This is a genomic window from Ciceribacter thiooxidans (assembly GCF_014126615.1).
Classification (GTDB): Bacteria; Pseudomonadota; Alphaproteobacteria; order Rhizobiales; family Rhizobiaceae; genus Allorhizobium; species Allorhizobium thiooxidans.
Genome location: NZ_CP059896.1, coordinates 3144327 through 3164676 on the forward strand (window position 1 = coordinate 3144327; position 20350 = coordinate 3164676).

Here is a 20350-nt window from a genome sequence, read left to right on the forward strand (position 1 = left end):
CTTTAGCGGGCCGGGTCAGACTGGACCGGCTGGGTCAGAGACTCCGGACCGATAGATGACGGCGTCTGGATCTCGGACGCAAGGCCGAGGCCAGCGGCAGCATGCTGTGGCCGCCGTTTGCGCGTGACGCGCACGCGTTTGACGCGGCGCGGATCGGCATCAAGGATGTGGAAGGTGAAGCCCTCAAGTATCTCGACGACCTCGCCCAGAGCGGGGATGCGCCCGAGAGCGTAAAAGATCAGACCGCCCAGGGTATCGATATCCTCACTTTGCTCCCGGACGTCGAAATCAGGGCCGATGACGCTGGCGATCTCTTCGAGTTCGACCCGGGCATCAGCCACGAAGACATCCTCGGAGAGACGAACAACCTTAACGTCATCCTCGTCGTCGTGCTCGTCTTCGATGTCTCCGACCACCATTTCGACGATGTCTTCGTGGGATACGAGACCATCCGTGCCACCGTATTCATCGATAACGAGAGCCATTTGCGTGCGTGCAGCCCGCATGCGGTTCAGGAGATCGGAGGCGAGCATGGACGGCGGCACGAAGAGAACGGGCCGCACGATTCCTGCGTCGGCCACGGACTTGGAAAGATCAACGGAGCCAAGATCGAGCGCAGCACGCTCCTCGCCGTTCTTCGCCTGTTTGGTGACGTGAGAAAGGAGATCGCGGATGTGGATCATACCGCGTGGGTCGTCGAGAGTCTCGTGATAGACTGGCATGCGCGAGCGTCCCGATTCCTCGAAGATCGCCATCAATTCGCCGAGCGTCGTACTCTGATCAACGGCTTCGACATCGACGCGCGGGATCATCACGTCCTCGACACGCACCTCGCGGAAACGCAGGATGTTGTGGAGCATCGCCCGCTCTTCGGGCGAGAACGCCTCGTTCGTACCGGAGTCCGCCAGAAGCGCGTCGGTCAGATCTTCCCGCAGGTTCGTTGCGTGCAGTGGCCGGAGAATGCGGGCCGCGCGCGCCCAGAAGGACGTCGGCGCCCTGCCCGTACTCTCAGGCTTTATAGGACTCCCACCCTCATCGGAGGAGCTATCGCCGTCTGTCGTCTCGACGGCCGTTCTTGCTGTAAAATCGCTCATCATTCCATACTGTCAAATAGGGACTTGCCCCGCATAGGGATCAGATAGGCCAAGTGAGGCCAAAATGCGAGTCTCAAGCCCTTCCATGACCTCGGCTTCGCTCGCATCCATGTGATCGTAACCGAACAGATGCAGGAAACCATGCACCAGAAGGTGGGTGAGGTGCTCCTCGAAAGTCTTCGAAAGTTCATCCGCCTCGCGCGCCACGGTCTGCCTGGCGATCACAATATCTCCAAGCATCGGCCCCGGCATACCCCGGGAACAAGGGGGAATGCCGGAAAAGATAGGACGTTGGTCGGCTTGTCCTGGCTCCGCCATTCCGCATTGATCTCGCGGATCGCCGCATCGTCGGTGAAGACCAGCGACACTTCCGGAGCCATATCCGGGAAAGGCTGCCCCTCACTGCCAGCAAGATAGTCAGCCGCGGCACCGAGGACCCTCTCACAGACAGCCTGCAACGCAGGCTCCGGCGGCCATCCATCGTCCTCAATGGAAATCTGTATGTCGAGTTTCTGCATCTTTTTCCAGTTGCGCTCGCGTCGTCTTTCCGAAGCTCGCTTGAGCATGCCGGCCGCAATGCCGTCGCGAGCTTCAAGGATCGCCAGACTAGCGGTCGGTTTGCTCACTTTCGTCCTGGACCGCGTACTGCGCGTCATAGGCCTGCACGATCCGGCCCACCAGCGGATGCCGGACGACGTCGACGTCCTTGAAACGAATAATCGAGATCCCCTCGACGCTCCGCAGGATCTGCAGGGCCTCGACGAGACCCGACTTCACGCCGCGCGGCAGGTCGACCTGGCTCGGATCGCCCGTGACAATCATCCGGGCGTTTTCGCCGAGACGCGTCAGGAACATCTTCATCTGCATCGAGGTCGTATTCTGGGCCTCGTCGAGAATGACGGCCGCATTCGACAGCGTGCGACCACGCATGAAGGCGAGCGGCGCAATCTCGATGACGCCGGCGGTGATTGCCCGCTCGACCTTGTCGCCGGGGATCATGTCGTAAAGCGCATCGTAAAGCGGCCGCAGATAGGGATCTACCTTCTCCTTCATGTCACCCGGCAGAAAGCCCAGCCGCTCCCCTGCTTCGACCGCCGGGCGCGAGAGAATGATCCGATCGACGAGACCACGCTCCAGAAGCTGCGCCGCGTGGGCAACTGCGAGATAGGTCTTGCCGGTGCCGGCGGGACCGACGCCGAAAACCAGTTCCGAGCGTTCGAGCGCCCGCATATAGGCATCCTGCGTCGGCGTGCGCGCCGCGATCGTCTTCTTGCGCGTGGCGATCTGCGACATCGTGAGTTTCGCCTTGCGCTCAAGCGTCGGCAGCGTCAGTTGGTCGTCAGTGGCAACCGCCATCCGGATGGCTCCTTCGACGTCGGAGCTCTCGACACTTCCGCCACTCTGGAGCCGCGCATAGAGGAAATCCAGCGCACGGCGTGCCTGATTGGTCGCCTGCACGTCACCGGAAATCGCGACGGAGTTGCCGCGGGCTCTGGCGTCGATATGCAATCGTTCCTCGAGAAGCTTCAGATTCTGGTCGAATTGCCCGAAGAGTTCGCTGGCGAAGCGGTTGTTCTCGAACGTCAAGATGAAATGATTGGCGTCGGTCGCAGCAGCCAGTGAGTGGCGCGAGGGTGAGGAAACCATTTCCTGTTCGTTCAAGCGGGTCAGACTCCCTTGAGGATGAGTATCGAGCCCTCACTCTAACTCTATGCCACCTCGGCAAACAAGCTGTTCGGGCCGGTTCCGGTGATTCGTACCTTTATAGTGTCACCGATCTCCACGTCTTTTGCATCAACATTCACCGACTGCAACCACGGCGACCTGCCGATGAGTTGTCCGGGGAGCCGCCCCGGCTTTTCAAGCAGAAGGTCGATCGTCTTGCCGACGCAGGATCGGGCGAACGCATGCTGCTGGCTGAGCAGCAATTCCTGCAGTCGCGCGAGCCGTTCTGCCTTTACCTCGTCTGGTACGTGGTCCGGCATGTCGGCTCCCGGCGTGCCCGGTCGCGACGAGTATTTGAAGGAGAACGCCTGAGCATATCCGACGGTTTCCACGAGCCGTAGGGTCGCCTGGAAATCCTCCTCGGTCTCGCCCGGAAAGCCGACGATGAAATCCCCAGAAAGGGCGATGTCCGGACGCGCGGCGCGGATACGTTCGACGAGGGCAATGTAGTCCGCGGCCTTGTGACGTCGGTTCATCGCCTTCAGTATCCGGTCCGATCCGGACTGCACCGGCAGGTGCAGATAAGGCATCAGCATGTCGAGGTCACGATGCGCCTCGATCAGACGGTCATCCATATCGCGCGGATGGCTGGTCGTATACCGCAGGCGCTTAAGTCCCGTAATTTCGGAAAGCCGGTAGAGAAGGTCGCCCAGCCCCTGACCCTCGCCATGCCAGGCATTGACGTTCTGCCCGAGCAGCGTGAGCTCCCGTACACCGGCTGAAACGAGCCTTTCGGCCTCACGAACTATCTGCTCCATCGGGCGAGAGATCTCGGACCCGCGCGTATAGGGTACGACACAGAACGTGCAGAACTTGTCGCACCCCTCCTGGACGGTCAGAAAAGCGGTGACGTTACGCCTTGCCAACACGGCCTTCGACTGGTCCGGCAGATGCTCGAACTTGTCCTCCACCGCATATTCGGTATCGACGACAGATCTGCCCGTGCGCGCACGCTTCAGCGCCTCCGGAAGACGATGATAGGTCTGCGGGCCGATCACCACGTCAACGGACGGCGCGCGTCGAATGATCTCCTCACCTTCGGCCTGCGCGACGCAACCGGTGACGCCGATCATGAACTCGCGACCTTCCGCCTGCCTCTCGTTCTTCATGTCGCGGAGACGGCCGAGCGCCGAATAGACCTTCTCGGCGGCCTTCTCGCGGATATGGCAGGTGTTGAGGAGAACGAGATCGGCCTCCTGCATGTCTTCGGTCGCCACATAGCCTTCACCCACCAGCGCCTCGGACATACGGCCGGAATCGTAGACGTTCATCTGGCAGCCGTAGGTCTTGATGAAGACCTTGCGGGACTGGCCGGGCTCACCGGGTTTCGTTTCGGTTGACACTATGCTGTCCTGGTTCATGGCCGCTATTTAGTGGCTTTCGATGCCTGTTGAAACCCTAAAATGCGCTCAGACGGGATACCGACCGCGAAGGTGGTCGAGCAGCATCGTTCGGATACGGTCCTCGATAACCGCACTCAGCTGCTTGCGCTTGTCGCCCTCGCGATACTCGGCGGTTTCGCCGAAACTTACGTCCACGTCCAGCGCCCCGGCCTTGAGCACGCCGATCAGATGCGGCAACAGCGGAACGTCTCCGGGCCAGCCCGCGAGCGGACGATGGAAACGCCCCATTGGCAGGCCGTAGACACGCGTGTAGGCGATGGCGACGGGCTGCACGTAAACGACGCCGTGCGGAGCGAGCGGAAGGGCGGCCGCGGCGGCGCCGAACAGCGAACTCTTGACCTCGAGTAGCCGGTTTCCGTCGGAGGTCGTGCCCTCGGGAAAGAGCACGACGATCTCGCCGTCGGCCATGCGTTCGGCGATCTCGTTGACCTGGTCGCCGGTACGGCGCTTTTCTTCCCGCACGACGAAGATGCTTTTCTGCAACCGCGCGAGCAGACCGAAAACCGGCCAGGTCTTCACTTCATTCTTGGCAATGAAAACGACATCAGCCACGGCACCGAGCACGAGGATGTCTTTCCACGACGCGTGGTTCGCTGCGATCAACAAAGGCCGGCGGATGTCGGGCCGGCCGTGGATATGGATGCGGATGCCGAGCATACGGCAGGCGATACGATGCCACAGACGCGGCAGCCGACGACGGATCCTCCAGTCAAACGCGAGACCCGCCACTTGCACCGGTGCGAGCAGAAGAGTCGAGGCCACGATCACGAAGAGGAGGAAACCTATTCGCAGCACGGTGATCAATGACGCTTCTCCTGAAGCCGCACCATCGCGTCAGTTGTCGTCCTTCTTGAGCGGTACGCCATAAAGTTCGAGGCGATGATCGACGAGACGGAAACCGTATTCACGCGCGATTCGTTCCTGAAGCGCCTCGATTTCGGGAGAATGGAACTCGATCACCCTGCCAGTCTTGAGATCGATCAGGTGATCGTGATGCTCTTCGGGAACCGTCTCATAGCGGGAGCGGCCATCGCGGAAATCATGACGCGCAATGATGCCCGCGTCCTCGAACAGCTTCACCGTACGATAGACAGTCGAGATCGAGATGCGCGAGTCCACAGCGGAGGAACGCCGGTAGAGCTCCTCGACATCCGGGTGATCGTCAGACTCTTCGAGAATCCGGGCGATGACACGCCGCTGCTCTGTCATGCGCATGCCGCGCTCAACACAAAGATCTTGAAGCGATTTGACGGGTTCGCTCATGGCAGCATGCAAGTCCGGCGTTCAACGGTAATGCAAGGCAACTATCGGAGATCACGCCGCATGACAAGCGCGGAGGACCGGCGACCTTGCTCATCGGCGTAATAGGCCGGCCGCTCGCCTGCCTTCTGAAAGCCGAGCTTGTTGTAAAGTCCGAGCGCGGCAGCATTGCCGTCGTCCACCTCAAGGAACATCGTCTCGCCGCCGCGGGCACGCGCTTCCCGGATTGCCGCCTGCATCAGACGCCAGCCGAGACCGTGGCGGCCAAGCTTCTCATTGACCGCGATCGTCAGGATTTCCGCCTCTCCCGCAGTCTCGCGCGCCAGCACGAAGCCCGCAAGCGGCGGCTTGAAGATCAGCGTATTCGTCTGCCACGTCACGAAGCCGAACGTATGCGGCTGCAGAAGCAGGCTCAGAAATTCGCCGTCTCCCCAAGGTCGAGCGAAGCGCTGGCCGTGAAGCACGGAAACCGCGGCACAATGCTCGCGTGTCATCTCGACGATTTCGAATTCGGGTTTGCGAGTAAAATAGGCTTCGCGCATCAGGTCGTCACACTCGTGCAATTGCAAATCCGGCCTGCGGCTTGGCGTCCGGCCCTCGGAGATAGAGCGGTTTCGGCTTCCCTACCGGATCGCCTGCCGCCCCCAACTCGGCAACGATCGCGATCGGGAAATGGTCGGGCTGGGCCTCGGCGTCGTCGCCCGTCAACAGGGGGGCGGCCGAGCCTGTCACCCGCGCGCCAAGTTTGCCGACGAGATCCCGCGCATCTTCGATGCTCCCGATGACCGCCTGACCGATGGCTCGCATTTCTTCGAAGGGCTGGAGGTAGACTTCGCCGCGCTTGGCATCGATCGCCACGACAACGGGCGCATCGCCCGTCTTTGCCGCCGCAAGCACAGCGAGCGTCGATACGCCGACGGCCGGAATTCCGAGTGCAAGCGCCAGTCCCCGGGCAGCGGCGACGCCGACACGGATACCGGTGAAGGATCCCGGACCGACGGTCACGGCGACGCGCTCGACGGCCTCAAGGGGAAGGCCCGCTTCGGAAAGCGCCGTATCGATCTTTTCCATGAGCTTTTCAGCGTGCCCGCGACCGATCGTTTCAGTCGCCGCACCGAGCACGGCCGCCTTGTCGCTATCGTAGACGGCGGCCGAACAATCCACGCCCGCCGTGTCGATTGCCAGAACGATCATGCATCACCCCCAAACGCCGCGCGGCGTCAGACCGCTTCGACTTCCTGGACTTCGGGATGAAGTGCCTGAGGAGGTTCTGCACGCCATGCTTCAGCGTCGCGGTCGAGGACGGGCACCCGGAGCATGCCCCCTTCATGTTCAGGTACACCTTGCCGTCCTTGAAGCCGCGGAACGTAATGTCGCCGCCATCCTGGGCGACCGCCGGGCGAACCCGCGTTTCGAGAAGTTCCTTGATCGTCGCGACAATGGTTTCGTCGCCCGCATCAAAGAACTCCTCGCCATCCGTCTCGGTGCCGCCCATAGCAGACGCCGCCATGACCTTCGCACCGCTCATGAAGTGCTCCATGATCGTGCCGAGGATCGCCGGTTTCAGATGCTGCCACTCCGGGCCGTCCTTGGTGACGGTGATGAAATCGTAGCCGAAGAAGACACCGGTCACACCGGGGATATCGAAGAGACGGACGGCAAGCGGCGAAACCTCCGCGCTTTCGGCATCGCGGAATTCGGCCGTACCCGTCTCCATGACGACCTTGCCGGGAAGGAACTTCAGTGTCGCCGGGTTCGGCGTGGCTTCGGTCTGGATGAACATTGCTTCCTCCTAACGGTCAGCGACCGCCATCGAGTTTTAGAATTCTTCAAAATGAAATAGGGCCATTCGCCTTCCTCTTCAAGCACGAATGGTACTGCCGCAGTTTATCCCGGGCTCAGCAGAGGGCGTCGATTTCCTCATCACTGAGAGAATCCGGAAGAACGGTCACCGGAATCGGAAAAGCGGCGCCGCGACCGGCGATCATCGAGACCAGAGGTCCCGGCCCTTCCTTGGTCGAGCCGGCGGCGAGGACGAGGATTGCGATGTCTCGGTCCTCCTCGATGACGGCATTGATCTGCGCAGCGGGGCTTCCCTCGCGAATGACGATTTCCGGCTCCGTTCCGATGGTTTCCCGTACGGCCTGAGCGGCCTTGGCTGTCGTCGCCTCGGCCTCTTCGCGCGCCTCCGCCCGCATGATTTCCTCGACGCCGAGCCATTGCTGGAAATCGCCTTCGGGAATGATGTAGAGCAGAACGAGACCGCCGTTCGAATTCTTCGCACGACGGCCAGCATAACGGAGCGCCCGATAGCACTCAGGCGTATTGTCGATGACGGCCAGAAATTTTCGCCGGTGCCCCTCAAGACCTGACAGGCGCTTCGAAACCATGTCCATCCCCGCTACCGGACTGTGTTGATCCGTCCGCGGACAGGTTCCGGCCGACCTGCCCGGCTGTTCGAGACCTTACTGCACGAAACCGATAATGTCGCGGACTTCCTTCATCGTCTTTTCAGCCCGTGCGCCCGCGCGTGCACCGCCGTCGCGCAGGACGCTGTCGATGTAGGCGGGATCATCCATAAGGCGGCGCATTTCCCCGTTGACCGGAGCGAGAACTTCGACGGCAAGATCGACGAGGGCCGGCTTGAAGACCGAGAACTGCTGGCCGCCGAAATCCTTCAGGACGTCCGCCTTCGAGCGGTCGGAAAGCGCTGCGAAGATACCGACCAGATTGTCGGCTTCCGGCCGACCCTTCAGCCCCTCGACTTCGCTCGGCAGCGCGTCGGGATCCGTCTTGGCCTTGCGGATCTTCTTGGAAATGGTCTCGGCGTCGTCCAGCAGGTTGATGCGCGAGAGGTCGGAAGGATCCGACTTCGACATCTTCTTGGTGCCGTCCTTGAGGCTCATGACGCGCGGCGCCGGACCCTCGATCATCGGCTCCACCATCGGGAAATAGGCATGGACCGGCTCGTCGCCCACCAGGATGTCAGTCCCGAGGCCGGCCGCACGAATCTTCTGCATGAAGTCCATGTTGAACTTCATGGCGATGTCGCGGGTCAGCTCGAGATGCTGCTTCTGATCGTCGCCGACGGGAACATGGGTCGCGCGATAGACGAGGATGTCGGCGGCCATCAGGCTCGGATAGGCGAGCAGTCCGAGGGAAGCGTTTTCACGGTCCTTCCCTGCCTTGTCCTTGAACTGCGTCATCCTGTTCATCCAGCCGATGCGCGCGACGCAGTTGAATATCCAGGCGAGTTCGGCGTGCTGGGGAACCTGCGACTGGTTGAAGACGATGTGCTGCTTGGGATCGATGCCGGCGGCGATGAAGGCCGCGGTAATCGAGCGGATCTGGCCCGGCAGGTCGTCATGGACGAGCTGGGCGGTGATCGCATGCAGGTCAACGACGCAGTAGATGCAGTCATGGCTTTCCTGAAGCGCGACGAACTTGCGGATCGCGCCCAGGTAGTTGCCGAGATGAAGATTGCCGGTCGGCTGAACACCGGAGAAAACCAGCTGCTTGAATTCGCCCATAATCGTCCTCACAGGCTTGTGGAGGGCCCGGCCTCGCTATTGAAACTCGCTCGCGCTTATGCACGCGGCCCGAGAGACAATCAAGGGGCCGGCTCGATCAGGTCCCAGCGATTTCCGTAGAGGTCCGCGAAGACGGCAACTGTCCCATAGACCTCGCGTCGAGGCTCTTCGAGGAACTGGACGCCATTCGCAAGAAAGGTCGCGCGGTCGCGTGCGAAGTCGTCGGTTTCCAGGAAGAACCCGACCCGGCCGCCTGTCTGGTTTCCAATCGCCTGCGTCTGTGCTTCGCCGTCGGCCCGGGCGAGCAGCAGGGCGGCACCGGCCGCTCCTTTCGGCGCGACAACGAGCCAGCGCTTGTCCCCCTCCAAACTGCTGTCGGCAAGGCACTCGAAGCCGAGGACATCACAGTAGAAGGCTTTGGCGCGGTCGTAATCATCGACCACCAGTGCGACAGTAGCGAGGCGACGCCGGGGCGCTGAGCGGGTCATTGCTCGCCATCCGAAGATAGGCTTTCGGGCGATTCGGCGGAACTACGGGCGCCGCGCTGAAGATTGCGCCGTATCATGCCGAGATCGGCCCCGCCGATGGCGAAGGCGAGGCCGAAATAGACGACCATAGCAACTGCAATCAGCGCTCCGAGCGCCGCAACCTGAGTCAGAAGCGGCGTCTCGGGCTGTAGCCAGCCGCTCCAGCGATCGGAGAGATAAACGAGCACGCCGGCCATTGCCGCCGAGGCGACGATGAGCCGCGCCGCGCGTTTCGCGAGCGCCCATTCCCAGACGAGATCGCCGCGGCGAAGAAGCGTCGTAAACAGGAGGCACGTGTTGACCCAGCCGGCGGCGGCTTCGGCCGTGGCGATCCCCCGCTCGGCGATGAAGGGGAAGAGAGAGATGGCAAGCGCGGAATTGATGACGACCGAAACGCCGGTAAACCGCATGGGCGTCCGGGTATCCTCCCGCGCGTAGAAACCCGGCTGTAGTGCCTTGATCAGGACGAAACCCGGAAGCCCGAGGCCGTAGATCGCGAGAATCGAAGCGACGAGTGCTGTATTCTGTTCGGTGAAGGCACCACGCTCATAGAGCACCCGGATGATCTCGTCGGAGAGAACCCAGAGCGCGGCGGCCGCGGGAAGGGTGAGGAACAGCACGAATTCGATCGACCGGTTCTGGATATAGGTCGCCTCCTTCGCGTGGCCGGCCTTCAGTGCCCTGGCGAGCTCGGGAAGCAGGACGACGCCGACCGCCACGCCGACCACGCCGAGCGGAAGCTGGTAGATGCGGTCGGCATACTGGAGGGCGGCGATGGCGCCTTCCTTTCCAGAGGCGATCGCTTGGCCGATGATCTGGTTGATCTGGGTGATGCCGCCCGTCACCGCCGCCGGAATGGCGAGCACCAGAAGCCGCTTCACGTTGGGGGTAAATCGCGGAAACCTCAACCCGATGGAAATCCCGGCATGGCGCACGCCGCCGTAGACGACTGCCAACTGCAGGACACCAGCGGCGAGCACCGACCAGGAGAGATACCATGCGGTCAGAGCAGGCTCCGCGCCCGTATAGAGGGCATAGAACAGCGCGCCGATCATCACGACGTTGAGGAAGATCGGAGCAACCGCCGCCGCGAAGAAGTGATGGAGAGAATTCAACATGCCGCTCATCATCGCCGTCAGCGACATCGACATGAGATAGGGAAACATCACCGCCGCGAGCCTGACGGTGATCGACAGCTTCTCCGGATCGTCGGCAAACCCCGGCGCGATGATCCACGAGACGAGAAGCGGCATGGCCAGCTCCATCCCGATCGTGAGCAACATCAGGACGGTGAACAGGACACCGAAGACTTCCTCGGAGAAGCGCTTGGCGCCCTCGACGCCATGCGCCTCAATCTCCTTGGCGAAGAGCGGTACGAAGGCTGCGTTGAAGGCCCCTTCGGCGAAAAGCCTGCGGAAGAGGTTCGGAAAGCGGAAAGCGGCATAGAAGACGTCGGCCATCGGCCCGGTGCCGAGCGCCGCCGCCATCAGTGTCTCGCGTGCGAAGCCAAAGGTACGGCTGCCCAGCGTCGCGCCGCCGACGGTGGCAAACTTCTTGACGAGCCCCATACTCAGGCCCTGACCTTCTTCTGTGCGACCGTGCCTTTCTGCGGTTGCGGCGCGATGATGCCGGACGGCATGTTGTCGCGGAACTCGTCCGCTTGGCCGGCCATCACCGTCTTCAGACGCGCAACGATGCTCGCCTGCCGGTTCTCGTTGGTGACCTTCTGGCCGATGAGGTCGGTGACGTAAAAGGTATCGATCACCTTTTCCCCAAAGGTGGTGATACGCGCCGACTGGATATCGAGCGAGAGATCGGAGAGTACCGCCGTCACGTCGGCGAGCAGACCGATGCGATCGAGGCATTCGACCTCGATAACGGTGAATTTGTTCGACAGGGTATTCGAGATCGTCACATGCGGCTGAACGGGGAAGGTCTTGTTGCCCTTCTTGCCCTTGCTGCGGGTGGCTATGACCTCCGGCAGCCGTTTGCGTCCGGAGAGAACGTCCTCGATCATCTTGCCGATCGTCGCCGCCCGCCGCATTTCGTCCTCGTCGATCGGGAATTCACGGTTAACCAGGATGGTGTCCAGAGCGCGGCCGTCGGAAGTCGTATAGATCTGCGCATCGGCGATATTCGCCCCTGCCGCAGCACAGGCTCCCGCGATCACCGAGAGAAGGCGCGGATGGTCGGGAGCGAGCACCGTGATTTCCGTAATCGCATGGAAGGAATGGGTCCGGACCATGGTCGCGAGCCCCTTGCCTGCAATGTCCGCCTCCCGGATGAAATGGGCGTGTCGCACCTGATCCTCCAGCGGCACGGTGAGCAGATACGGCTCGTAGTGCAGCTTGGTGTACATCGCGCGGTCCTTGTCGCTCCAGTCGCCAAGCGCCTTGCTGAGCTGCTCGGCGGCGTACTTGGCGCGATCCTTGCGCGACACCTCCGAAAAGCCACCGGACAGCAGCAGTTCGGTTTCGTAGTAGAGGGTTCGCAGCAGTTGACCCTTCCAGCCATTCCAGACGCCGGGTCCGACGGCCCGAATGTCGCAGACCGTGAGGATCAGCAGCATTTTGAGACGGTCGAGTGATTGCACCTTCTCGGCGAAGTCGCTGATCGTCTTGCGATCATGCATATCCCGGGTCTGCGCAACCATCGACATGGTGAGGTGCTCATCGATGAGCCAGGCTACGAGCTCCGTCTGCTTAGGGCTGAGGCCGAGGCGCGGGCAAAGCTTGCGCGCGACCCGTGCACCGGCGACGGAATGATCCTCCTGTCGCCCCTTGGCGATGTCGTGGAGGAGGACAGCAACGTAGAGCGAGTCCCGATCCTCAACACCGGGCATCAGAGTTGCGGCGAGTGGATGGATGTCTTCAGCCTTCCCTTCGTCGATCTCCGACAGGACTTCGACGGACCGGATCAGGTGTTCATCGACGGTATAGTGATGATACATGTTGAACTGCATCATCGAGACGATCTTGCCGAACTCCGGAATGAAGCGTCCGAGCACACCCGACTCGTTCATCCGCCGCAGGATCTGCCCGGGCTGGCGGCGTGACGTCAACATCGAGAGGAACAGCCGGTTCGCCTCCTCGTTCTCGCGGAAATCGTTGTCGATCAGCGACAGCGAGCGTGTCACGATCTTCAGTGCATCGGGATGGAACTCGAGCCCGTTGATATCCGCCACGTGGAAGAAGCGCATGATCGAAATAGAGTCACGCTTGAAAACGTCCTTATCCGCCAGCGCGATCCGGCCCCTGTCCTCGATGAACTCTATAGTACCGGGTATCTTGCGGGGGCGATTGGCGAAACGACCGAGCATCGCCGTCAACACGGGCGCAGCCTTCGCCTGCTGCTCCTCGAGCGTCGCACAGAATATGCGGGTCAGGTCGCCGACATCCTTGGCGACCAGGAAATAGTGTTTCATGAATCGCTCGACGGCGGAAAGGCCCGGTCGCGGCTGGTAGCCGAGGCTGCGGGCGATTTCCGGCTGCAGGTCGAAGGAGAGACGCTCCTCCGGCTTTCCGGTCAGGAAATGCATGTGGCAGCGCACGGCCCAGAGGAAGTCATCGGCCTTCTGGAAAAGCCGCAGTTCTTGCTTCGAAAGAACGCCGAGCTTGACGAGTTCGCCGGCGTCCCGGACGTGATACTTGTACTTGGCGATCCAGAAGAGCGTCTGCAGGTCGCGCAGACCGCCTTTGCCTTCCTTGACGTTCGGTTCGACGAGGTAGCGGCTGTCACCTGATTTGCGGTGCCGCTCATCGCGTTCGGCGAGCTTGGCTGCGATGAATTCCGGAGCCGTGTCGCGGGTCACGTCGTGATCGAAGCGCTGGTGCAGATCCCGCGCCAGGTCTTCCCGCCCGCAGACGAAGCGTGTCTCAAGGATCGCTGTGCGGATCGTCATGTCCGTCTTCGACAGACGAATGCACTCCTCGATCGTGCGGGTCGCATGCCCGACCTTGAAGCCCATGTCCCAGAGCAGATAGAGCACGAATTCGACCGCCTTGTGCATGTCGGGCGTGAATTTCGCCGGCAGCACGAAAAGCAGGTCGATATCCGATCCCGGCGCAAGCGTACCACGTCCGTAACCGCCGACGGCCGAGACCGCAATCTTCGTCGCATCGCGATATATCTGAGTTGCTGCGCAGTCGAAGATGATAGTGATGATCCGGTCCTGCAGCCAGGAGAGCCGCTGTGCGCAGCGGATACCGCTGCCATCGGCAAAGAGCTGCGCCTTCACTCTTTCGCGCCCTTGAGCACTCGCGGCCCGCAGGATCGGCAGGAGTGCCGAGCGCATCTCCAGCAGTTTCCCGCTATTGGCGCGAACCACCTTCCCGCATTCTTCAGTGAGGGCGGCGACATCGAGGATTTCGCTGAGGTCGAGATCGGACGTGGTCATGTCAGTCGTCAGGCTTTCCCCGGCAGGTCCGCCGTAAGGCTTTCCGGCAATAGATGGTGAGCTGGGCGCAACAGCGCTATAGCGCTTTTCCGCCACCCTTCACAGGCAAATCTAACGTTCAAGACTTGCCAAGTTGTTTCTTGAGTTCGTAGAGCGCATCAAGCGCGGCACGCGGCGTCATATCGTCGAGGTCGAGCGTCCGCAGCGCGTCCTCTACCTTCGAAGGTCCTGATTTCTGGGCTGTTTCCCGCCGCACCGCCACCTGGAACAACGGCAAATCGTCGATGAGCTGACTCGCTGGATTCTTGCGGTCGGCATCCTCGAGGCGGGAGAGCACGTCGCGGGCCCGCGCCACGACAGACGCCGGCAGGCCGGCAAGCCGTGCGACCTGGATACCGTAGGAGCGGTCGGCCGCTCCGGGCCCCACCTCATGCAGGAAAATGACGTCACCGTCCCATTCCTTGACGCGCATGGTGACGTTCGAGAGCCTGTCGAGTTTTTCGGAAAGCGCCGTCAACTCATGGAAATGCGTGGCGAACAGTGCCCGGCAACGGTTGACCTCATGCAGATGCTCGACGGCCGCCCAGGCGATCGAAAGTCCGTCGAAGGTCGCCGTTCCGCGCCCGATTTCATCGAGGATCACAAGCGAGCGGTCGCCGGCCTGGTTGAGGATCGCCGCCGTCTCGACCATCTCGACCATGAAGGTCGAGCGCCCGCGCGCAAGATCGTCCGAGGCGCCGACGCGGGAGAACAGACGGTCGACGACGCCGATATGTGCTGAACCCGCGGGCACGAACGAGCCCATCTGCGCCATGATGGCGATCAGCGCGTTCTGACGCAGGAATGTCGACTTACCGCCCATGTTCGGGCCGGTGAGCAGCCAGATCGCACCGTTGGAACCACTGCCGCTCGGCGACAGATCGCAGTTGTTGGCGATGAACGGACTGAGCGCCTGCCGCCTCAACGCCTGCTCGACGACCGGATGGCGGCCCGCCGTGATCGCGAACATGCGGCTGTCGTCAACGGTCGGGCGGCAGTAACCCTGCTCCTCGGCCAGCGCTGCAAGCCCCGCCGCTACATCGAGCACCGCAAGTGCCCGCGCCGCAGCCTTGATCGGTTCGGCGGCTGCGACGACCCCCGCCGTCATGCGATCGAAGGCCTGCAGCTCGATTTCCAGGGCCTGGCCGGCGGCATTGGCGATCCGGCTTTCGAGATCGGCGAGTTCGGTCGTGGTGAAGCGCATGGCACTCGCCATCGTCTGCCGGTGAATGAAGCGTGACCGTGCCGCGTCGCTGTCGGTCATGGCGCCCGCATTGCCGGCGGAGACCTCGATGAAGTAGCCGAGCACGTTGTTGTGCTTGATCTTCAGCGACCTGATTCCGGTCTCCTCGGCGTACTGGAGCTGCAACCCGGCGATCACCCTCCGCGACTGGTCGCGCAAGGCCCGAACCTCGTCGAGCTCGGCAATTGCTCCTTCGCGCAGGAAGCCGCCGTCGCGTTTCAGCAGCGGCAGGTCGTCGGAAAGCATTGCCGCAAGCAAGTCTTCCAGCGGCGCCGGTAGAAGAACGAGGCTCTCGTAGGCGCCTTCGAGCTCCGCCGGCAGGTCCTGTTTCGAAAGGAGGCCTGCAACGTCACGAGCAACTGCAAGGCCATGACGGACTGCACCCAAATCACGCGGGCCGCCGCGATCAAGCGCCAGTCGGGAGAGCGCCCGAGGCATGTCCGGCACGCGCTTCAGAGCATCGCGCAGGCGGTCAGCAAGGGTGGCCTCGGCGAGCAGAAAAGCGATGGAATCCTGCCGCTCGGCAATCTGCTGAGGATCGGTGAGCGGAGACATCAGCCGCTCGGCGAGCAGACGGGCACCGCCGCCGGTGACGGTCCGGTCGATCGCCTTCAGCAGAGAACCGTTGCGGTCCCCTGAAAGCGTCTTCACGAGTTCCAGGTTGGCGCGCGTTGCAGGATCGATGAAGAGCGTCGACGCGGCACTCTGGCGCTCTGGCAATCCGAGTGGCGGACGCTCTGCAATCTGCGTCTTCTCGACGTAGGCGACGGCGGCGGCCGCCGCCGCCAGCTCGGCCCGTGTAAAGGAACCGAACCCATCAAGCGTGCCGACGCCGAAGAAGCGCGCCAACCGGTTCTCTGCGGTCGCACTGTCGAAGAGCACTGCCGGCTGCGGCACCGCCACCCGACCGAGCACGTCGAAAACGGGCTTGAGCTCGGGATCGAAAAAGATGCTGTCGGGTACGATCAGTTCGCGCGGCTCGATCCGGAGGATGTCGGCGAGCAGACGCGCCTCCTCCGTTTCTGCGAGCTGGAAAACACCGGTCGAAATGTCGATCCAGGCCAAGGCCAGTTGCGGCGAGGCGCCACCCCGGATGCGGGAAAGCGCCATCAGATAATTCGATTCGGATGGCGAGAGCAGCTTCTCTTCAGTCAGCGTGCCCGGCGTGACGAGCCGGACGACGTCGCGACGGACGACCGACTTCGATCCGCGCTTCTTCGCTTCGGCCGGATCTTCGACCTGTTCGCAGACGGCGACGCGAAAGCCGAGAGAGATCAGTTTTTGCAGGTAGTCATCCGCGGCATGCACCGGCACGCCACACATGGGAATCTCCTGCCCCATGTGCTGGCCGCGCTTCGTCAGCGTGATTCCGAGCGCGCGCGAGGCGTCGACGGCATCCTCGAAGAAGAGCTCGTAGAAATCGCCCATGCGGTAGAAAAGCAGCGAATCGGGATTGTTCGCCTTGATCTCGATATACTGCTCCATCATCGGCGTTGCCGATGCACGGCTCTCCTCCGAGACAAGCTCGGCAGCATTCAGGACCTCGGTCGAGGGGGCTCTGTTGATTGTCACGGGCGAACGGTTTTCTTCGAAAAAGAGACGTGCAACAGTAACGGCCTCCGCTCTGCAAAGACAATAACAAAGGTCGGCCGGAACAACGGTCGCCCACAGCTAGGTTCGAGGGAACATGCCTGCATCAGACAAGGCCGACCGCATCAGGACATCCGTCACCGAACAGGAAGCGCTCGATTTCCACGCCCAGGGCCGACCGGGCAAGCTCGAAATCGCACCGACGAAGCCGATGGCGACGCAACGAGATCTCTCGCTTGCCTATTCACCGGGCGTTGCGGTTCCAGTCAAGGCGATCGCCGCCGACCCGGGAACGGCTTACGATTACACGACTCGCGGCAACATGGTGGCCGTCATCACCAACGGCACGGCAATCCTCGGCCTCGGCAATCTCGGCGCGCTCGCGGCCAAGCCGGTGATGGAAGGCAAGTCCGTCCTCTTCAAGCGGTTCGCCGATGTCGATTCCATCGACCTCGAAGTCGACACCGAGAACGTCGACGAATTCATTAATAGCGTCCGCTACCTCGGGCCTTCCTTCGGCGGTATCAACCTCGAGGACATCAAGGCGCCGGACTGCTTCATCATCGAGCAGCGCCTGCGCGAGCTCATGGACATTCCGGTCTTCCACGACGACCAGCATGGCACGGCGATCATCGCCGCAGCCGGGTTGATCAATGCGCTCGAACTCACCGGACGCGATTTCAAGAACACGCGGCTCGTCTGCAACGGCGCGGGCGCGGCGGCGATCGCCTGCATCGAGCTCATCAAGGCCATGGGCTTCAATCCGGAGAACGTCACGCTTTGCGACACCAAGGGCGTGATCTACCAAGGCCGGCCGGAAGGCATGAACCAGTGGAAATCGGCCCATGCCGTAAAGACCGACCGGCGCACGCTCGCCGAAGCGATGGAAGGCGCCGACGTCGTATTGGGGCTCTCCCAGAAGGGCGCGTTTACGGCCGACATGATCCGCTCGATGGCCGCGAACCCGATCATCTTTGCGATGGCCAATCCGGATCCGGAAATTACGCCGGAAGAAGTCGCCGATATCCGCAGCGACGCGATCATGGCCACCGGCCGGTCGGACTACCCGAACCAGGTCAACAACGTGCTCGGCTTCCCCTATATCTTCCGCGGTGCGCTCGACGTCCGCGCCTCCTCGATCAACGACGCCATGAAGATCGCCGCGGTGCGGTCGCTCGCCGCGTTGGCACGGGAAGACGTTCCCGACGATGTGGCAGCCGCCTATCAGGGGACCCGTCCGCGCTTCGGCGCCGAGTACATCATCCCGGTCCCTTTCGATCCGCGACTGATCTCGGCCATACCGGTCGCCGTCGCCAAGGCTGCGATGGAGACCGGCGTCGCGCGCAAGCCGATCACCGATCTCGACGCCTATGCGCGAGAGCTTTCGGCGCGTCGCGACCCGATCGCCGCAACGACGCAGCACCTCTACGAGCGGGTGCGTAACCATCCGAAGCGCGTCGTCTTTGCCGAGGGCGAGGAAGAACAGGTGATGCGCGCCGCAATCGCCTTCGCCAACCAGGGGCTCGGCACGGCGATCCTCGTCGGTCGCGACGATCCCCTCAAGGCCACCGCTGCCCGGGCTGGCATCGACCTCGACCGTCCGGGAATCGAAGTGGTCAACGCGCGTCTTTCGACCCGCGTCGAGGCTTACACCGAGTATCTCTACTCGCGACTGCAGCGCAAAGGCTACCTGCTGCGCGACTGCCAGCGTCTCATAAACACCGACCGCAACCACTTCTCCGCCTGCATGGTGACGCTCGGCGACGCCGATGCCATGGTGACCGGCACAACCCGCAACTATTCGACGGCGCTCGAGGATGTCCGCCGCTGTATCGACCCGCAGCCGGGCCACCGCGTGATCGGCGTGTCGCTCGCGCTGACCCGTGGACGGACGGTGCTCGTCGCCGATACCGCCGTTCACGACATGCCGACCGCCGAAGAGCTCGCCGACATCGCGGAGGAGGCGGCCGGCTTCGCCCGCAGTTTCGGCTACGAGCCTCGGGTGGCGCTGCTTGCCTATTCAACCTTCGGACATCCGACCGGCGAACGTTCCGAACGGCTGCGCGAGGCAGTGAAGATCCTCGACACGCGCCGGGTCGACTTCGAGTATGACGGCGAGATGGGAGCGGATGTGGCGCTCAATGCGCACCGCATGGAACAGTATCCCTTCTGCCGCCTCTCGGGCACCGCGAACGTGCTGGTGATGCCGGCCATCCACTCCGCTTCAATCTCCACGAAAATGCTGCAGGAGCTCGGCGGCTCCACCGTCATGGGGCCAATTCTGGTCGGCCTCGGGAAGTCGGTGCAGATCGCCTCGATGGGGGCGAAGGACACGGACATCGTCAACATGGCGGCGATCGCAGCCTACAATGCCGTCGCCTGATCGGGCGGGGCCGGTATGTGCGACCGGATCGATCGTTCAAAAGTCGATTCGAGCGCCCGCATGTCGGCGGCCAGTTCCTCCCGGAGCCAGGCCTTGAAGGCTTCGACGGCCGGATTGCGTCGGGTGGTTTGGGCGGTCACGAAATAGTGGCCGTCGCCGGTCGGCGCCCACGGCCCGAAGGGAATGACGAGCTGGCCCGTCTGTACGGCGTGGGAAGCGAGCGTCTGCCAGGCAAGCATCACGCCCTGTCCGGCAATCGTCGCGTCCAGGCAGAGCGATGCCTCGTTGAAGACGTGCCGGGTGGCGAGTGTACGGCCGCCGAGACCGGCCGACTCCAGCCATACATCCCAGCCGAACAATGCGTGTCCATCGATGACGGCCGGCAACGTCAGAATATCGGCGGGTTCCTTGAGGTCACGGGCGAGTGCCGGTGAGCATACCGGGAAGACGCGTTGCGCCAGAATGAGCTCGGAGCGCACGCCCGGCCAGTGCCCCTTGCCAACCCGGATGCAGAGGTCGATGTCGGAGGTAGAAGGGTCGACGAGCCGGGTCGTTGCGTCCATCCTCAGATTGATTTCCGGATGACGGGCGGAAAACCCGCCCAAGCGGTGCACAAGCCAGCGCGCCGCAAAGACGGGAGCGACCGAGATCGTCAGCAGCTTGTCGTCATGCCTTCGCGCTGCCGCGACGGCGCCTGACAGCAGGCTGAAGGCTTCGGTGAGTCGCGGCAGGATATCGGCCGACGCCTTGGTCGGGGCGAGGCCCTTCGGCGTGCGTTCGAAGAGTTGCCGACCGAGTTGCCGTTCGGCCTTGATGACCTGTTGGCTCACGGCGCCGACCGAGACGCCAAGCTCATCGGCTGCTCCTTGCAGGGATCCGAGCCGACCAACCGCCTCCAACGCCCTCAGACCGTTGAGATGAATGAGATTCAGGTTCCTCATATAGATTTTCTATAGCAGAAGGCGCCAAATCTCAATTGAAGCTTCTCCAGACAAGGAGCAGTATCCTCGTACACACACCAGAATTCCAGCGTCGATTGCCCTCGTTGGCGTCGTTCAGCCAGAGGGTAGCGAATTCCGGAGGCGATCCAATGTTCAAGTTTTTCTGGAGAAAGAGCGCTTCGCTGCGCTCCGACGAGACCCCTTATCCGCGGGATCCGC

General features: G+C 62.3%; 15 protein-coding genes and 2 pseudogenes. 1 reads left to right on the plus strand and 16 read right to left on the minus strand.

Going from position 1 to position 20350, the window contains the following annotated elements:
- Positions 1–2: 2 nt before the first annotated feature.
- The 15 genes and pseudogenes from H4I97_RS15470 to mutS all read right to left on the minus strand — a co-directional run bounded on the left by H4I97_RS15470 (position 3) and on the right by mutS (position 16705).
- The gene (locus tag H4I97_RS15470) at positions 3–1094 is read right to left on the minus strand and encodes a hemolysin family protein (RefSeq protein ID WP_182305526.1); all 1092 of its coding nucleotides are present in this window, start codon (positions 1092–1094) and stop codon (positions 3–5) included.
- Between the two features lie 12 nt (positions 1095–1106).
- Positions 1107–1612: pseudogene (gene ybeY / locus H4I97_RS15475) on the minus strand (rRNA maturation RNase YbeY).
- An 88-nt stretch (positions 1613–1700) separates the two neighbouring features.
- Positions 1701–2756 (minus strand): PhoH family protein, encoded by a 1056-nt coding sequence (locus tag H4I97_RS15480; RefSeq protein ID WP_182305527.1) that lies wholly within the window; start codon positions 2754–2756, stop codon positions 1701–1703.
- A 47-nt stretch (positions 2757–2803) separates the two neighbouring features.
- Positions 2804–4180, minus strand: a complete 1377-nt coding sequence (gene miaB, locus H4I97_RS15485; protein ID WP_182305528.1) for a tRNA (N6-isopentenyl adenosine(37)-C2)-methylthiotransferase MiaB — start codon at positions 4178–4180, stop codon at positions 2804–2806.
- Between the two features lie 48 nt (positions 4181–4228).
- Positions 4229–5026, minus strand: a complete 798-nt coding sequence (gene olsA, locus H4I97_RS15490; RefSeq protein ID WP_182305529.1) for a lyso-ornithine lipid O-acyltransferase — start codon at positions 5024–5026, stop codon at positions 4229–4231.
- 30 nt (positions 5027–5056) lie between these two features.
- The gene (locus tag H4I97_RS15495) at positions 5057–5485 is read right to left on the minus strand and encodes a Fur family transcriptional regulator (RefSeq protein ID WP_129333340.1); all 429 of its coding nucleotides are present in this window, start codon (positions 5483–5485) and stop codon (positions 5057–5059) included.
- Between the two features lie 41 nt (positions 5486–5526).
- Positions 5527–6024 carry a GNAT family N-acetyltransferase gene (locus H4I97_RS15500; RefSeq protein ID WP_129333339.1) on the minus strand — a complete coding sequence of 166 codons (498 nt, stop codon included), beginning with the start codon at positions 6022–6024 and terminating at the stop codon, positions 5527–5529.
- Positions 6025–6031: 7 nt separating this feature from the next.
- Complete coding sequence (gene tsaB / locus H4I97_RS15505; protein ID WP_182305530.1) at positions 6032–6676, minus strand: tRNA (adenosine(37)-N6)-threonylcarbamoyltransferase complex dimerization subunit type 1 TsaB; 645 nt, start codon at positions 6674–6676, stop codon at positions 6032–6034.
- A 26-nt stretch (positions 6677–6702) separates the two neighbouring features.
- A pseudogene (locus H4I97_RS15510) lies at positions 6703–7265 on the minus strand (NifU family protein).
- Positions 7266–7380: 115 nt separating this feature from the next.
- The gene (locus tag H4I97_RS15515; protein WP_182305532.1) at positions 7381–7872 is read right to left on the minus strand and encodes a universal stress protein; all 492 of its coding nucleotides are present in this window, start codon (positions 7870–7872) and stop codon (positions 7381–7383) included.
- A 75-nt stretch (positions 7873–7947) separates the two neighbouring features.
- Positions 7948–9012 (minus strand): tryptophan--tRNA ligase, encoded by a 1065-nt coding sequence (gene trpS, locus H4I97_RS15520; protein ID WP_182305533.1) that lies wholly within the window; start codon positions 9010–9012, stop codon positions 7948–7950.
- Positions 9013–9092: 80 nt separating this feature from the next.
- A complete protein-coding gene (locus H4I97_RS15525) occupies positions 9093–9500 on the minus strand; it encodes a VOC family protein (protein ID WP_182305534.1) in 408 nt (135 codons plus the stop codon).
- Entirely contained in the window at positions 9497–11107 is a 1611-nt protein-coding gene (murJ, locus tag H4I97_RS15530; RefSeq protein ID WP_182305535.1) for a murein biosynthesis integral membrane protein MurJ, read from the minus strand. The genes H4I97_RS15525 and murJ overlap by 4 nt, the downstream gene beginning before the upstream one ends.
- 2 nt (positions 11108–11109) lie before the next feature.
- The gene (locus H4I97_RS15535) at positions 11110–13935 is read right to left on the minus strand and encodes a [protein-PII] uridylyltransferase (protein ID WP_182305536.1); all 2826 of its coding nucleotides are present in this window, start codon (positions 13933–13935) and stop codon (positions 11110–11112) included.
- Between the two features lie 118 nt (positions 13936–14053).
- Positions 14054–16705 (minus strand): DNA mismatch repair protein MutS, encoded by a 2652-nt coding sequence (mutS, locus tag H4I97_RS15540; RefSeq protein WP_182307675.1) that lies wholly within the window; start codon positions 16703–16705, stop codon positions 14054–14056.
- Between the two features lie 199 nt (positions 16706–16904).
- On the opposite strand from mutS, the gene H4I97_RS15545 reads away from it, so the two are divergent.
- On the plus strand, positions 16905–19190 hold the full coding sequence (locus tag H4I97_RS15545; protein WP_182305537.1) for an NADP-dependent malic enzyme: 2286 nt from the start codon (positions 16905–16907) through the stop codon (positions 19188–19190).
- On the opposite strand, the gene H4I97_RS15550 is transcribed toward H4I97_RS15545, so the two are convergent.
- Positions 19172–20131, minus strand: a complete 960-nt coding sequence (locus tag H4I97_RS15550) for a LysR substrate-binding domain-containing protein (RefSeq protein WP_182305538.1) — start codon at positions 20129–20131, stop codon at positions 19172–19174. The two genes, H4I97_RS15545 and H4I97_RS15550, sit on opposite strands and share 19 nt — an antisense overlap.
- Between the last annotated feature and the right edge of the window lie 219 nt (positions 20132–20350).

What these genes read in the sequence shown, in the direction of transcription:
- H4I97_RS15470 (WP_182305526.1), bottom strand. Translation starts at nt 1,094, where the DNA reads ATGAGCGATTTTACAGCAAGAACGGCCGTCGAGACGACAGACGGCGAT.
- miaB (WP_182305528.1), bottom strand. Translation starts at nt 4,180, where the DNA reads ATGAACCAGGACAGCATAGTGTCAACCGAAACGAAACCCGGTGAGCCC.
- H4I97_RS15495 (WP_129333340.1), bottom strand. Translation starts at nt 5,485, where the DNA reads ATGAGCGAACCCGTCAAATCGCTTCAAGATCTTTGTGTTGAGCGCGGC.
- H4I97_RS15500 (WP_129333339.1), bottom strand. Translation starts at nt 6,024, where the DNA reads ATGCGCGAAGCCTATTTTACTCGCAAACCCGAATTCGAAATCGTCGAG.
- tsaB (WP_182305530.1), bottom strand. Translation starts at nt 6,676, where the DNA reads ATGATCGTTCTGGCAATCGACACGGCGGGCGTGGATTGTTCGGCCGCC.
- H4I97_RS15515 (WP_182305532.1), bottom strand. Translation starts at nt 7,872, where the DNA reads ATGGTTTCGAAGCGCCTGTCAGGTCTTGAGGGGCACCGGCGAAAATTT.
- trpS (WP_182305533.1), bottom strand. Translation starts at nt 9,012, where the DNA reads ATGGGCGAATTCAAGCAGCTGGTTTTCTCCGGTGTTCAGCCGACCGGC.
- H4I97_RS15525 (WP_182305534.1), bottom strand. Translation starts at nt 9,500, where the DNA reads ATGACCCGCTCAGCGCCCCGGCGTCGCCTCGCTACTGTCGCACTGGTG.
- murJ (WP_182305535.1), bottom strand. Translation starts at nt 11,107, where the DNA reads ATGGGGCTCGTCAAGAAGTTTGCCACCGTCGGCGGCGCGACGCTGGGC.
- H4I97_RS15535 (WP_182305536.1), bottom strand. Translation starts at nt 13,935, where the DNA reads ATGACCACGTCCGATCTCGACCTCAGCGAAATCCTCGATGTCGCCGCC.
- mutS (WP_182307675.1), bottom strand. Translation starts at nt 16,705, where the DNA reads ATGATGGAGCAGTATATCGAGATCAAGGCGAACAATCCCGATTCGCTG.
- H4I97_RS15545 (WP_182305537.1), top strand. Translation starts at nt 16,905, where the DNA reads ATGCCTGCATCAGACAAGGCCGACCGCATCAGGACATCCGTCACCGAA.
- H4I97_RS15550 (WP_182305538.1), bottom strand. Translation starts at nt 20,131, where the DNA reads ATGAGGAACCTGAATCTCATTCATCTCAACGGTCTGAGGGCGTTGGAG.